The organism is Staphylococcus sp. HMSC072B07, from assembly GCF_001815505.1.
In the GTDB taxonomy this organism is placed as follows: Bacteria; Bacillota; Bacilli; order Staphylococcales; family Staphylococcaceae; genus Staphylococcus; species Staphylococcus simulans.
Genome location: NZ_KV820945.1, coordinates 68,994 through 83,338, shown reverse-complemented (window position 1 = coordinate 83,338; position 14,345 = coordinate 68,994). Strand labels below are relative to the sequence as shown.

Genomic DNA, 14,345 nt, shown 5'->3' with positions numbered 1-14,345 from the left:
ACTGCTTTTTAGTATGTAAGACTGAGAATCAAATCAAGCAATCAATTATGTGTAATCGCTTACATTATCACACAGTTGTAATACTATTACAATATCAATCTCGAATATATGTATTTTTGTAACTAGAGTTCAAAAATAATTTTCTTTTCAAACCTCCACTACACCTTATAGACGTGCTACAATAGGCAGTAATATCACATTAATGCTAGAAAAGAGGCCGACTATGATTAAAGAAACACTTCAACTTTTTAATGAAGGCACACCGATTTTAAACATCTTACAAGATGGAAGACGCCAAGAACTATTAGTACTGTTATGTAAAAAAGGACCTTTAACTGTAAATCAATTAACTGAACTAGTAACCATCTCACGCCCTGCAGTTTCACATCATTTAAAGTTGATGTTAGATGCAGGAATACTTTCTGTTGAACAAAAAGGACTTGAACGTTACTATCGCTCTGACCTAGGTCCGACACTGGATTGGTTAAAGGCTTTAACTGCTTCTCTTGAAGATGATTTACAAAAATAACATTTTTTGAGCATATCTATGTTTAAGTTCGTAAACATAGTGGTATACTTTTACCAGAGAAAGAGACATTCTATATATGAAGGAGCTTGATTATGACTCAAAAAATTATTTTAGAACAAGCAGCACTTGACTTTGCGAAAGCCAATGACCCACATCCACGTATATATGAGTTACCTCCAGAAGAAGGTCGAAAATTATTAGAAGATGTACAATCATCAGATATTAAAAAATATGATGTAGATATTGAAGATACAACATTTGAAACAAAATCTTATGGCGAAGTTCCTGTTCGATTCATTCGTCCAAAAGGAAACCAAGAAAAATTACCAGTGATTTATTATATTCATGGTGCAGGTTGGGTATTCGGAAGCCCGCATACACATGATAAACTTGTCAGAGAACTTGCGGTACGTACAAATTCAGTCGTTGTATTCCCTGATTATGATTTATCACCTGAAGCGAAATATCCGACAGCAATTGAACAAAACTACGATGTCTTACAACAATTAAAAGATGTCGCAGAGGATAAAAACTTAGACTTAAACCGTTTAACAGTTGCGGGTGATTCAGTCGGCGGTAATATGTCAGCTGTAATGACTTTAATGACAAAACAACGTAATGGCTTACCAATCCATCAACAATTACTTTATTACCCTGTAACAAACGCTTCGTTTGACACAGATTCTTATAATGAATTTGCGGAAGGTTACTATTTAACTAAAGAAGGTATGCAGTGGTTCTGGGATCAATATACAACAGATGAAAATGAACGCGCAGAAATTACTGCTTCACCATTACGTGCATCATTAGAAGAATTAAAAGACTTACCAAAAGCGATGATTATTAACGCAGAAGCAGATGTCTTACGCGATGAAGGCGAAGCTTATGCGCACAAATTAAGAGAAGCTGGTAATGATGTGACACATGCACGTATGCAAGGTACAATCCATGACTTTGTGATGGTTAACGATTTAGACAAAACAAATGCGACACGTGCAGCAATGGATTTATCTACAGACTGGATTAACAAACAAAACGAACAATAAAGTATTCACTTTAAGACCGATGTCAAAAGCATCGGTCTTTTTCTATGTATCAAAAAACACGCCCCTTACATCAAGGACGTGTTTTGAATGGATGATTGAATTTTAGTCATTTGGAAAAGTCATAGCGACTTATTTTTGATAATCATAAGCAGTGATGATAATATCTTTTAGTTCACTGATTAATGGTTCTTTAGGGTTAGCAGTTGTACATTGGTCTTCGTATGCAAGTTCAGCCATACGGTCTACTGTTTTATCTAATACTTCTTGTGTTAAACCTTGTGCTTTAAGATTCATTTCGATACCTACGCTTTGACCTAATTCATAAACAGCATCTGCCAAAGCTTCCACTAAATCTTCTGTTGTTTTACCTTTTAAGCCTAAGAATTTCGCAATATCTGCATAATCTTGATCCGCTCTGAAGTAATCATATTTAGGGAACATCGCATGTTTTTGCGGATCTTTCGCATTATATCTGATGACATGCGGTAATAAAATCGCATTCGTACGACCATGCGGAATGTTGTATTCTCCACCGATTTTATGTGCGATTGAGTGACTGATTCCTAAGAATGCATTAGCAAACGCCATACCTGCAAGTGTTGAAGCATTATGCATACGTTCTCTTGCATCTGGATCTCCATCATTCGCTGAAGCTTTTAAATCATCGAAAACAATTTTAATCGCTTGTAAGCTCAAGCCACGTGTATAATCACTCGCCATTACGGATACATAAGATTCAATTGCGTGTGTTAACACATCCATACCTGTATCAGCAGTGACCCCTCTCGGCACACTTAATACAAATTGTGAATCTACGATAGCTACATCTGGCGTCAAGGCATAATCTGCTAATGGATATTTGACATGCGTATCACTATCTGTGATAACCGCAAATGGTGTAACTTCTGAACCTGTACCTGAAGTGGTTGGAATACAAACCATTTTCGCACGTTGTGCTGGCATAATTTTATAAGCACGTTTACGAATGTCTAAGAATTTTTGTTTCGCACCAAAGAATGATAAATCTGGGTGTTCGAAGAATGCCCACATACCTTTCGCCGCATCCATAACAGATCCGCCGCCGATTGCGATAATTGTATCCGGTTGGAATTCAACCATTAACTCTAAACCTTTATAGACAGTGTTAGTTGATGGGTTGGGTTCAACATCGCTAAAGATACGCACATCAGGTGCATCATTACGTCGTGCTAGTACTTCTTGTACACGTTTCGCATAACCAAGATTTACCATGCCTTCGTCTGTCACGATTACAACACGTTCAACTTCTTTCATTTGCGTTAAATACATAAGTGAGTTTTTCTCAAAGAAAATTTTAGGTGGAAGTTTGAACCATTGCATATTATTTCTCCTTTTAGCGATTGTTTTTATATTGATTAAATCGACAGCTGAAACGTTATGAGAAACTGAGTTATGTCCATAAGAGCCGCAACCTAACGTCAATGATGGAATCATTTCATTATAGATATTACCGATACCACCTTCAGCTGATGGAGAGTTGACTAACACACGACAAGCATTCATGCGAATACCGAATTCTCTTTGTAAAGCTTCATCTTCTGTATGCACGACTGCAGTATGACCTAAGCCGCCTAAATTAAGCATACCTTCACATAATTCTAAGCCATGTTCACGGTTTTCTGCTTTCACCATTGCGAGTACTGGAGATAATTTTTCACGGGATAACGGATAATCTGGTCCTACACCTTCAAGTTCCGCAATTAACATTTTCGTACCTTCAGGCACTTTGATTCCGACTGATGCCGCAATTTCAGTGGCTGGTTTACCTACGATATCTGCATTGACTGCACAACGGTCTTCACGCATCACGATACTTTCTAATTTAGATAATTCTTTTTTCTTCACTACATAACATTGATGTGCTTCAAATTCTTTTTTCACTTCATCATAGATTTCTTTATCTACAATGACACCTTGTTCAGAAGCACAAATCATGCCGTTATCAAAAGTCTTAGATACAATGACATCATTGACTGCACGTTTGATTTTCGCAGACTTTTCGATATATGCCGGTACGTTACCTGGTCCTACACCTAATGCTGGCTTACCTGTTGAATACGCAGATTTCACCATACCTGCACCACCTGTCGCAAGTACTAATGCCACTTTGTCATGGTTCATTAATAATTTAGTTGCTTCTAATGATGGATGTTCAATCCATTGAATAATATGTTCTGGTGCTCCTGCTTTGAGTGCTGCTTCATAAATGACTTTCGCCGCAAGTGCAGAAGATTGTTGTGCACTTGGATGGAAAGCGAAGATAATCGGGTTACCTGTTTTAATTGCGATAATTGCTTTGAAAATTGTTGTAGAAGTCGGGTTCGTTGTCGGTGTTACACCACATACTACACCGACAGGTGAAGCTACATACGTCAAACCACGTTGTTCATCTTCATCAATGACACCAATCGTTTTATTGTATTTGATAGATTGCCAGATATATTCTGATGCATATAGATTCTTGATAGCTTTATCTTCATAAATACCACGGCCTGTTTCTTCATAGGCAGCTTTCGCAAGTTCCATATGTTTGTCTACAGCTGCCATTGCCATCGCATGAACAATGTGATCAATTTGTGTTTGATCAAGCTTTGCTAATTCACGTAATGCATGTTGTCCATTTTCTGCAAGTGCATCAATCATTTGTTGCGTGGGATTAATTTCAGGTTGTACTTCTGTTGGTTGTTTCTCATTTTGAGTAGATGTAGTCATTTCTATTTCCTCCTCGACATGAATGCTTCTGAATTACTTTGTGAATTATTTCACAAACAGAATATCCTATTTTTTACTTGGAGTAAATGAAAAACACATATTTTTATTTTATTTCGTTACGATTGTGTGAACATCATAATTAAACAAATTCATATAAGACTTAGAACCGCAATTAGTTAAGCGCTTACATTACCCTTGTTAATTGTTCTGAAAAAAATTAAGTTGTTGTGAGCATATCAATTCCTATTTCACATTGAGCAAGGTAAAATAAATTTTACTTAGATGATCATTTAAGGAGCAGTTGATATTTTAGAAGTCACTGCTTAATTTTTTACCAACTATGTTTACGAACTTGAACATAAGGAAAATGTAAAATAAACACACAAATTTGGAGTGATAAAGCATGCAAACTGTTCTAGGAAGTAATGGCCAAATCGGCCACGAAATTGCAAGAGAACTTTATAAAAATTACACAAAAGACATTCGTTTAGTCGGCAGAAAACCTAAAAAAATTCATGATAGTGATGAACTCGTTGCCGCAGATTTAATGAACTACGCAGAAGCATACCATGCGATTGAAGGCAGTGATGTTGTTTATTTCGCAGTCGGCTTGCCTGCCAATTCTGAAATGTGGGAACAACGCTTCCCTGTCATGATGAAAAATGTTATTAAAGCTTGCCTTGAAACCAATGCTAAACTGGCTTTCTTCGATAACACATACATGTATGAAAAAAACGCAAATGTACAAACAGAATCTAGCCCATTTGTACCTGTAGGACGCAAATCAGTGGTCCGTGCACAGATGGCTGAAATGGTCCTCAAAGCGATGAATGAACAAAATTTACAAGTGGTAATTGGTCGTGCACCTGAATTCTATGGTCCTGATAAAACACAAAGTATTACCAATACTTTAGTATTCAATCGTATTAAAGCTGGCAAAAAAGCGATTATTCCTGTCAGTGCTTCAGTGTTGCGTACTTTAATTTGGACACCAGATGCAAGTCGTGCGCTAGCGTTACTTGGCAATACACCAGACGCTTATGGCCAAACATGGCATTTACCAGTAGCCGGCAGTCTGACTTATGAGAAGCTCATCAAAAAAACAGAAGCAGTACTCAATCAAAAAATCGGCTACCATGTCTTACCAATGTGGGGCTTTAAAATTGGCAGCTTATTCAATGATCAAGTCAAAGAACTGATGGAATTACTACCAAGATATAAATACAATAATATTTTCAATTCAGATAAATTTAAGCAACGTTTCCCAGAATTCCACATCACTTCTTACGATGAAGGAATTAAAACAGTATTTAATGCTTAAACAGGGTATTTAAGAAGAAGTGGGCTTTTCCATAGAAAGAAGGTTAAAGTATGAAAAAAATTATGATAGTCAACACAAGTACAGATCATTTCGGTGAATTTTCAAAACCAACAGGACTTTGGTTAGGTGAACTTGTTCACTTTTATGATTATTTTAACGACGGCAACTACGAAATCGACATTTTCAGTGTTGAAGGCGGCGAAACGCCAATAGACCCAGTTAGCTTGAACCCTGTCTTTTTAGATAAAGTGACAAAACGTTATTATGATGATGAAAAATTTATGACACAATTAAAATACTCTAAATCGATTAAAGAAGCAGATCCATCAAAATACGATGTTATCTACTTCACTGGCGGCCATGGGGTAATGTTTGATTTCCCTAATAATAAATACATTCAAAATGCGATTAATGAAGTTTATGGTCACAACGGTATTGTGGCAGCTGTATGTCATGGTATCGCAGCGTTATTAAACGTTAAAGACAATAATGGCAGATACTTCATTGACCAAAAACAAATGACAGGCTTTTCTAATACAGAAGAATTGCTCGCAAATCGTAAAAAACTTGTTCCATTCATGTTAGAAGATGAAATTAAACGTCGTGGCGCAGATTATCAAAAAGCCATGTTACCTTTCACACCTGAAGTTGAAACAGATGGACGACTTGTAACAGGCCAAAATCCACAGTCACCTAAACAAGTGGCACAAGCAGTCAGTCGACTTCTTTAATTGAATCATTAAAGACTAAAAAAAGCTTCTTCTTGTTTAATTTTCAAAACAAGGAGAAGCTTTATTTTTATATTATTTATAGTTTGCGAATGAATGCCATTAAGACAAATTGTAATGGCAAGCGGCTGTATAAAGCCCACTTAGGTGGTTGATAATCGCCTAACGGTAATTGTTTGCGTGCCATATAAATATTAGCTGGAAATACCGAAATTAAAAAAGCATTGATACCTCGTTTAAATGCTTGGCTTGGGCGTTTCCAGAATAGAACGCCACCAATGATTAGTTCAACAATACCTGTTACAATTACTGCTGTTTTACGTAAGGGTAAATACTTCGGAACGATGCGAGTAAAAGCATCAGAACGCACAAAGTGCATGACTCCAGCTAGGCTGAATAGAGCTCCTAAAACCAAACGTAATCCTTTACGCATTTCGTCACCTTCTTTTTATAGTCATCCTTTCTATTATTTCACAAATTGTAACTTTTTAACAAAAAATCAATATTTTTCACAAAAATTCAGAAAACGAGTTTAAAATGTAACTTTTTGAGGAATACTATTTCTAGTCAGAATCTTCAGTCACAAATTATTTCGGCAAGGGGGTAGGCATATGCCTAAGAAATTATTTAGTGTGGATTTGAATAAGAAAATGGATCAGCAAGCACATCCCGGACACAACCGATGGCACCCGGACATTCCGGCTGCATTTTCAGTTGAACCCGGGGAATCATTTAGGATGGAATGTTTAGACTGGACCGATGGTCAAGTCTCAAACAATGACGACCCAAGCGATATCAAGTATGTCAACTTGAACCGTGTACATGTACTGAGTGGTCCCGTATATGTCAACGGTGTTGAGCCTGGCGACTTACTCGTCGTCGACATCTTAGATATCGGCGCATTCCCAGAACACGAATGGGGCTTTAACGGAATTTTCGACGTGACAAACGGTGGCAGTTTCCTCGTCGACCATTATCCGAATGCCCAAAAATCGATTTGGGATTTCAATGGTATTTATGCGACAAGTCGTCATGTACCTGGTGTAGAATTTGTCGGATTGATTCACCCAGGATTGATTGGGGTTGCGCCTTCCCAAGAAATGTTGGATGAATGGAACCGACGTGAACAAGCATTGGTAGATACAGATCCGAACAGAGAGCCGGTATTAGCAAATTTACCTGATACGGATGCTGTAGTGCTTGGCACTTTAGAAGGAAAAGATTTCGACCGCGTCGCTAAAGAAGGTGCCAGAACCGTTCCTCCTAGAGAAAACGGCGGTAACTGCGATATCAAAAACTTATCGAAAGGTTCCCGCATTTATTTCCCAGTCTTTGTCGACGGTGCAAAGTTATCTGTCGGCGATCTGCATTTCTCACAAGGTGATGGTGAAATTACATTCTGCGGCGGTATCGAAATGCCTGGTTGGATTGATTTACGCGTCAATGTGATTAAAAATGGCATGGAAAAATATCAAATTAAAAAGAACCCAGCCTTCAAACCAGGACCTGTAATGCCGAACTATACAGATTATATTGTATTCGAAGGTATTTCAGTAGATGAGTTCAGCGGAAAACAAGAGTATTTAAATGCGAATACCGCTTATCGCAACGCTTGTTTAAACGCGATTGAATTCTTAAAAACACGAGGCTTTACAGGTGAACAAGCTTATATGTTACTTGGAACAGCGCCCGTCCAAGGTACAGTTGCTGGTATCGTGGATGTTCCAAACGCTTGTTGTACAATTGCAATACCTCGTGAAATCTTCAGAGATGATATCATTCCGAATTTGGAGCCTGATGAGTAATGCCCAATTACACTTATGCATGCACAAAACACGGTGAATTTACGCTAAATCAATCTATGAATGAAAATCATGATTATGCAGTTTGCCCTGACTGCAATCAAGACGCAAAACGCGTCTTCGTCCCATTCAATACTTCAAAGATTGATTCAAAATTAAAAAGAAGAATTGAATCTGGTCAAGAACCAAAAGTTGTTTCGCACGATAAACTCCCAAACAAACCGAAACAACAAAATACGCATAACCGTCCTTGGATGGTCTAATCAATACTAAAAAATCGAATACCCATCATACAAATGATAAAATTCGCATACAAACATACAGCCCATTTGCATGCGATCGATAAACCTACAACTGAAAATTAAACCAGGCACATCCATCTACGTTGAGTTATACCCTCCTCAATGAATGATGCTTGATGTCCATACAAACACTTGGCATATGAAATGTTGCACATAATAAAAATAATAAACCGATATTGAAGATGTTAACGTGCAACGACACTGGATTAAATAATCCTATCCAATCATTGCCACAAAAGTAAAAGGTTAATCTGTCATAAATCACTCATGGCTGTTTTCTCCCCTTCGCAGCCATGAGGCTGACAGACAATAAGATAAGATGAATAAGAAAGACACATGTCGCTATTTCGGCGCATGTGTCTTTTCTTATTATTACAATAAGTATTTTTTTAAATGTTCGGACCATAGAGTCTTGGTGTATGATCCACCGCTTCTCCTTCAAGCAATTGACTTAACTCTTCTTTCCAAGACGGCGGTGTATAGTCATTATCCATTAGCTGACGCATCAGTTGCGGATGGTCTGTATGATGATATAATACATCATTCATCTTCGCAATTGTCCATGTTTCACATGGGCGTTCTACTAACTCAAACACATCGCCTTGTTGAATACGACCTTCCTCAAGCACTCTGAAGTACCAACCTGTACGCCCTGTATCTTGAATACGTTGTCCGAAGTCAATCCATTTCACCCGTCTGCCTGGTTTCCAACAAGGTCTGCGTGGTTGTGAGACTTGTACTAACGCTTCACCGACTCGATAAATATCTCCGATACATACAGTCGTTTCATCCATATCTGTGACAGATACATTTTCACCATTTGTCCCGGCTTTGAATTCTGCATCTGGATATTCTTCTGCCCATTTATCATAATGAATGACACTATACGCAAATAATGCTTTTTCTGGTCCGCCGTGATGTTTCTTATCTCCCACATCATCACCTTCCAAACCGCTTTTAGTCAGAAAGACAGGTATCGGCATGGCTTTCTTATACGCAGCAGTCATCCACTGCTGATCCAGTTTATTAACGGCGTGCGGATGCCCTACTGTTTCCACACCGCCTACAAATAACGTTTCTATTCTGCTCACCGTCTTCACCCTTTCAACAAATCCCTTTCACACTATTGTAACGTATTTTAGTTTCAAATGAATACTAACAAGACGTTTAATGTCCTAGTTTCAAGCCAATAATCCATCTAAAATTCCGTTTGTGATTTATTTTACATTTATGAGTTAAACTATTTGCGAAATCACTTCATTTTTACCATACTAGAGATGAAAGAGATATAGCAAAATGCGGAAAGAGGAGTGTCAATAAATGAACCAAGAACAATTTGACAAAATTAAAAATGGTAAAGGATTTATCGCAGCATTAGACCAAAGCGGTGGTAGTACTCCTAAAGCGCTTAAAGCTTACGGAATTGAAGAAAATGAATACTCAAACGATGATGAAATGTTTGACCTTGTACACGAAATGCGTACACGCATCATTACTTCACCTGCTTTCAACGGAGATAAAATCCTAGGAGCTATCCTATTCGAGCAAACAATGGATCGTGAAATTGAAGGACAATACACTGGTGACTTCCTAGCAAGCAAAGGTGTCGTACCATTCTTGAAAGTCGACAAAGGATTAGCCGACCAAAATGAAGGCGTTCAATTAATGAAACCTATTCCAGATTTAGATGAATTATTGAAACGCGCAAACGAACGTCATATCTTCGGTACAAAAATGCGTTCTAACATTTTAGAAAACAACAAAGAAGGTATCGAAAAAGTTGTTAAACAACAATTCGAAGTTGCTAAAGAAATCATTGCGGCTGGTTTAGTACCAATTATCGAACCAGAAGTTAATATTCACGCAGAAGATAAAGAAGCAATCGAAGAAAACTTAGCAGCAGCAATCAAAGCTGAGTTAGACAACTTAAATAAAGATCAAAATGTTATGTTGAAATTAACAATTCCAACAAAAGCAAACACTTATAAAGAACTTATCGAACACCCTCAAGTGGTACGTGTTGTTGCATTATCTGGTGGTTACAGCCGTGAAGAAGCAAACAAAATCTTAAAAGAAAACGATGGCTTAATCGCAAGCTTCTCTCGTGCATTAGTAACTGACTTGAACGTTAACCAATCAGACGAAGAATTTAACAATAAATTACAAGATGCGATTGATACAATCTACGACGCATCAGTAAACAAAGCATAATTACAAGTATTCGATGAAAGCGAATCTCTCTTTGAGGTTCGCTTTTTTATTTGCGTTAACTACCGCCACTAGTCCAAAATAATCATTTGGGCTAGTGTTTTATTTTAAATTCACTTTCTCGCATAAAATGCTTCATTTCTTTAAACCCATTTAACTCAATCCATTTTGCTCGATTTAAACTATTTGTTTTAGCTTGAATAATAGAAGGAAAATGATTCATTGGGAAGTCCCAAATATATTTTACAAATTCAAGTCGCATTGACTTTGGATTGCCGCCAGTATCTTCGTTCTTTAATAATCTAAAATAACGTTTAACGACATTCAAAATACATTTCCAACGTGGTGCTTTCAACCAAATGACAAGTTCTGCTTGTTCTAACCTCAAAGGTAAAGTGTCTCTATAATTCCCATCTATAATCCAATATTCATTTTCAGCAATTACTTTTTCGATTTGTTTTATAAACTCTTCTTGATTAATTGTTTCATGATCATTTTTCCAAAACAGTTTATCTAAATGAAAGACTGGAATATTCATTTTCTGACTTAACTGTTTAGCAAATGTTGATTTTCCTGTGCCAGGGCTGCCAATCACCAGAATCCTTTCCGCCATATTATCCGCCTCATTCCTCTTAATAGTGAATCGTTGTCATGTGTTTAATCAAGATTATATGCATCTATGCGCATACAAGCAAATCTATGGTCAAAAAGACTGATTCATCTCTATTCTGACCTATATATCACAAAAAACCTGACTCATTTTCGAGTCAGGCAATCAATTTATTTCTCAACTAAATAACGGTAAATATCATCTCGAACTGGCGTATCTAAAGCAAGATGCATTGTGACTACATCTTTGCCATCCGGCATCTTCGTTTGTGCTGCAGTACCCGGCATAAAGCGAGCTTTACCTAAATAATAGAAGTCTGTTCCTTCACCGTCTTCTTTCTTCACGAAAAGATACATTGGTGTATTGAGTTCTTGGTGTCGCATTACTTTTTGAACTTCATCAGAACTTAACTTTCTTGGTGAACGCGTGAACCATTTCAGCTCATTTTGATTAATGAATTGATCTTCATACGCTGTATTGTCGCTGATATCTTCACTTTTGTGATACGTAATGAAAATTGGCAATGTATGATGTTTTTGTTTATAACCGTTAATAACTGCAGACTCATCTTTACCCCAGTTCATCACTTTCACAAAATCTTTTCTCGAATAACGTTCATACAAGATAAAGTCATTTTGATTTTGATAGACATACTTATGTTTATATTGGGCTACTTCGATCAAATCATGGACGTGATGACGAAAGGCTTCATTTTTCAAGTTCATTTTAAACGGTGCAGTAAGACCGATAAGATTAGTCTCTTTATCCCATTCAACCATCGGTGTGCCATATCTTTTATCTATATTCTTGCTGAAGAAAGTTTCATCTAATACCTTCAAACTGGTACGCACATCCGCTTCTTCAATTTCACTATCTCTATGTTGAAGTTTTTCAACTAAATGTTCAAAACTTTCATCTTGGCTCATCAACAACTCTAGTGCTAAATAATCGGTATTCTTCAAACCTTTCGCTAATTCTTGAGAAATGAACGTCAAATTCTTAGAGGCATTTTCAGAGATTCTTGTCGTAATATCTGTTTTCTCCACTAGAAATTGTTCATAATTCCCATACTTCGAAAGAATCACTTCTGGATCAATCGAATGTTGATGAATGAAATCCATTAAACTTGGCGTGCGACCAATGCGTGCTTTCACTTCATTGAATGCTTGTAAAATCATAGCTTTCTTATTTAAAGTCGCAGATTGAATCGAATCAAAAATTCTCTTTTGAGCAACTTCTTCAAAATTAATTGTTGAAACGCCTTTTAATGGCGCATAGTCTGAAATAAATTTTCGATAACTATCTTTATTATGGGAATGGTCACCTGACAGTGCTATCGGAATCATATAGTTATTTTTATAGTTTCCAATGAAATCAATGACTGTCACAAAATCTTTATTCGCACTCTTACGAAGACCACGTCCTAATTGTTGTACAAAGATAATACTTGATTGTGTGCTCCGTAACATCACCACTTGATTGATTTCAGGAATATCAATTCCTTCGTTAAACAAATCTACGGTGATAATATAATTTAACCTGCCGTCTTTTAACTGTTGAATCACTTCGTTACGCTGTTTTTGTGAATCTGAACCTGTTAAAGCTTGTGTCGGTATGCCTTTGGCATTTAACTTTTGTGCTAAAGCTTGTGCTTCTTTTTTACGACTGACAAAGATTAGCCCTTTTAATTCATCACCAGAATAACCATAATAATCCGTTTTCTCTAAAATATATTTCACACGGTCATCAGACGCTAAGAATTTTAAGTCTTGTGTGTTATCATCCACAACTTGGCCTTCTTGAATATAATCTGAGACACCAAAATAATGGAATGGACATAAAATATCACTTTCTAATGCCTTCTGAAGTCGAATTTCATAAGCAACATTATGATTAAATTGCGCGAAGACACTGAGATCATCACTTCGTTCAGGTGTTGCGGTCATCCCTAACATAAATTTCGGTTGAAAGTAATGGAAGATATTTTGATAACTTTGTGCTGCTGAACGATGTGCTTCATCAAAGACAATATAATCAAAAGTTGCTGGGTCAAACTGTTGATAAATGTCAGACTTCGACATTGTTTGTACAGTCGCGAATAGATACTTCGCATCCAAATTCTTCTCAGCCCCCGTCAACTTCGCAAAGTCCGCTTCATTTTCATCTGCCAATACTTTACGATAAGCTGCCAATGCATCATTTAAGATGGTTTCACTATGCACAACAAATAAAAAACGTTTAGGTTTAAATGCACGGACATCTAACGCAGACATAATCGTCTTACCTGTCCCTGTCGCAGAAATAATCAACGCTTTATTTTCACCTTGTGCACGCATCTCTGCCAAACCTTTTAACGCTTCTACCTGCATTAAATTCGGTTCAATTTTAACCGCTTCATGTATTTTATTTTCCAACAACGTTTGTTTCTGACTTTCTTCAAACAACCGTTGTGTCATTTGTGGTTGATAAACCTCACGATACGCCTCAATCCAAGCTTTTGTTAAAGAAGTGCTCTCTTCCCATAACCCATTGAATTGGTCTTTCACTTTATGGACTAAATCACCATTTTGATGAGAAGATAATAAAATATTATGTTCATAATTAACTTTCAAAGCATTAGAAGTTAAATTCGAACTCCCCACAACTAAGGTAGAATAGGCGTCATGATCAAAAATATAACCTTTCGCATGAAAGCCTGAGACATCTGTTACACGGACTTCAACATTGTCTAACTTCATCAGCTCTTCATACACTTTTGGAGAGTTGAAACCTAGATAATTGGAAGTTAATATTTTACCTTTAACACCACGTTGTGCCATATCATATAAATGTGACTTCAGACTTTGGAGACCGCTCGGCGTAATAAAAGCAACCGAAATCATAAAGGACTGACATTTCTCTAGTTCATCGATGAGCGTTGCGAGCACATTTTCTTCTTGATTATTCAGCAACAATTTCGGCACATGGTGCCCTTGATGCACAATAGAACGATCAATAAAGCCTTTATGAAGCGACTGGGTTAAGTCTTCAATTAAATGTTCCATAGGC

12 protein-coding genes are annotated in these 14,345 nt (G+C 37.1%); 7 read left to right on the top strand and 5 right to left on the bottom strand.

The genetic code is table 11. From position 1 onward, the window contains the following. Positions 1–223: 223 nt before the first annotated feature. Entirely contained in the window at positions 224–529 is a 306-nt protein-coding gene (locus tag HMPREF3031_RS10945; protein WP_002479982.1) for an ArsR/SmtB family transcription factor, read from the top strand. A 92-nt stretch (positions 530–621) separates the two neighbouring features. After that, positions 622–1,575 (top strand): alpha/beta hydrolase, encoded by a 954-nt coding sequence (locus tag HMPREF3031_RS10940; protein ID WP_002479983.1) that lies wholly within the window; start codon positions 622–624, stop codon positions 1,573–1,575. A gap of 129 nt (positions 1,576–1,704) precedes the next feature. On the opposite strand, the gene adhE is transcribed toward HMPREF3031_RS10940, so the two are convergent. Beyond that, positions 1,705–4,326 carry a bifunctional acetaldehyde-CoA/alcohol dehydrogenase gene (gene adhE / locus HMPREF3031_RS10935; protein ID WP_082732263.1) on the bottom strand — a complete coding sequence of 874 codons (2,622 nt, stop codon included), beginning with the start codon at positions 4,324–4,326 and terminating at the stop codon, positions 1,705–1,707. Between the two features lie 403 nt (positions 4,327–4,729). Between adhE and HMPREF3031_RS10930 the strand changes: the two genes are divergently transcribed. Both HMPREF3031_RS10930 and HMPREF3031_RS10925 read left to right on the top strand, forming a co-directional pair. Further along, a complete protein-coding gene (locus HMPREF3031_RS10930; RefSeq protein ID WP_002479985.1) occupies positions 4,730–5,647 on the top strand; it encodes an NAD-dependent epimerase/dehydratase family protein in 918 nt (305 codons plus the stop codon). Positions 5,648–5,697: 50 nt separating this feature from the next. Further along, positions 5,698–6,378: a type 1 glutamine amidotransferase domain-containing protein gene (locus HMPREF3031_RS10925; protein WP_002479986.1), complete on the top strand. Its 681-nt coding sequence runs from the start codon at positions 5,698–5,700 to the stop codon at positions 6,376–6,378. Between the two features lie 76 nt (positions 6,379–6,454). Here the strand turns inward: HMPREF3031_RS10925 and HMPREF3031_RS10920 are convergent, their stop codons facing one another. Continuing rightward, the gene (locus tag HMPREF3031_RS10920; RefSeq protein WP_002479987.1) at positions 6,455–6,808 is read right to left on the bottom strand and encodes a DoxX family protein; all 354 of its coding nucleotides are present in this window, start codon (positions 6,806–6,808) and stop codon (positions 6,455–6,457) included. A gap of 178 nt (positions 6,809–6,986) precedes the next feature. Between HMPREF3031_RS10920 and fmdA the strand changes: the two genes are divergently transcribed. Next, positions 6,987–8,180: a formamidase gene (gene fmdA, locus HMPREF3031_RS10915; RefSeq protein WP_002479988.1), complete on the top strand. Its 1,194-nt coding sequence runs from the start codon at positions 6,987–6,989 to the stop codon at positions 8,178–8,180. Further along, the gene (locus HMPREF3031_RS10910) at positions 8,180–8,440 is read left to right on the top strand and encodes a zinc ribbon domain-containing protein (RefSeq protein ID WP_002479989.1); all 261 of its coding nucleotides are present in this window, start codon (positions 8,180–8,182) and stop codon (positions 8,438–8,440) included. The genes fmdA and HMPREF3031_RS10910 overlap by 1 nt, the downstream gene beginning before the upstream one ends. A gap of 428 nt (positions 8,441–8,868) precedes the next feature. On the opposite strand, the gene HMPREF3031_RS10905 is transcribed toward HMPREF3031_RS10910, so the two are convergent. Further along, positions 8,869–9,570, bottom strand: coding sequence for an MOSC domain-containing protein (locus HMPREF3031_RS10905; RefSeq protein ID WP_023015593.1), 702 nt, complete (start codon positions 9,568–9,570; stop codon positions 8,869–8,871). Positions 9,571–9,799: 229 nt separating this feature from the next. Here HMPREF3031_RS10905 and HMPREF3031_RS10900 point away from each other — a divergent pair, with 229 nt between their 5' ends. Beyond that, positions 9,800–10,690: a fructose bisphosphate aldolase gene (locus HMPREF3031_RS10900; RefSeq protein ID WP_002479991.1), complete on the top strand. Its 891-nt coding sequence runs from the start codon at positions 9,800–9,802 to the stop codon at positions 10,688–10,690. 91 nt (positions 10,691–10,781) lie between these two features. On the opposite strand, the gene HMPREF3031_RS10895 is transcribed toward HMPREF3031_RS10900, so the two are convergent. Beyond that, the gene (locus HMPREF3031_RS10895; protein WP_002479992.1) at positions 10,782–11,300 is read right to left on the bottom strand and encodes an AAA family ATPase; all 519 of its coding nucleotides are present in this window, start codon (positions 11,298–11,300) and stop codon (positions 10,782–10,784) included. A gap of 167 nt (positions 11,301–11,467) precedes the next feature. Continuing rightward, positions 11,468–14,341: a DEAD/DEAH box helicase gene (locus HMPREF3031_RS10890; protein ID WP_037556086.1), complete on the bottom strand. Its 2,874-nt coding sequence runs from the start codon at positions 14,339–14,341 to the stop codon at positions 11,468–11,470. Positions 14,342–14,345: the final 4 nt, after the last annotated feature.

Excerpts from the sequence above, each read along its gene's own strand:
- HMPREF3031_RS10945 (WP_002479982.1), top strand. The coding sequence starts at position 224 with ATGATTAAAGAAACACTTCAACTTTTTAATGAAGGCACACCGATTTTA.
- HMPREF3031_RS10940 (WP_002479983.1), top strand. The coding sequence starts at position 622 with ATGACTCAAAAAATTATTTTAGAACAAGCAGCACTTGACTTTGCGAAA.
- adhE (WP_082732263.1), bottom strand. The coding sequence starts at position 4,326 with ATGACTACATCTACTCAAAATGAGAAACAACCAACAGAAGTACAACCT.
- HMPREF3031_RS10930 (WP_002479985.1), top strand. The coding sequence starts at position 4,730 with ATGCAAACTGTTCTAGGAAGTAATGGCCAAATCGGCCACGAAATTGCA.
- HMPREF3031_RS10925 (WP_002479986.1), top strand. The coding sequence starts at position 5,698 with ATGAAAAAAATTATGATAGTCAACACAAGTACAGATCATTTCGGTGAA.
- HMPREF3031_RS10920 (WP_002479987.1), bottom strand. The coding sequence starts at position 6,808 with ATGCGTAAAGGATTACGTTTGGTTTTAGGAGCTCTATTCAGCCTAGCT.
- fmdA (WP_002479988.1), top strand. The coding sequence starts at position 6,987 with ATGCCTAAGAAATTATTTAGTGTGGATTTGAATAAGAAAATGGATCAG.
- HMPREF3031_RS10910 (WP_002479989.1), top strand. The coding sequence starts at position 8,180 with ATGCCCAATTACACTTATGCATGCACAAAACACGGTGAATTTACGCTA.
- HMPREF3031_RS10900 (WP_002479991.1), top strand. The coding sequence starts at position 9,800 with ATGAACCAAGAACAATTTGACAAAATTAAAAATGGTAAAGGATTTATC.
- HMPREF3031_RS10895 (WP_002479992.1), bottom strand. The coding sequence starts at position 11,300 with ATGGCGGAAAGGATTCTGGTGATTGGCAGCCCTGGCACAGGAAAATCA.
- HMPREF3031_RS10890 (WP_037556086.1), bottom strand. The coding sequence starts at position 14,341 with ATGGAACATTTAATTGAAGACTTAACCCAGTCGCTTCATAAAGGCTTT.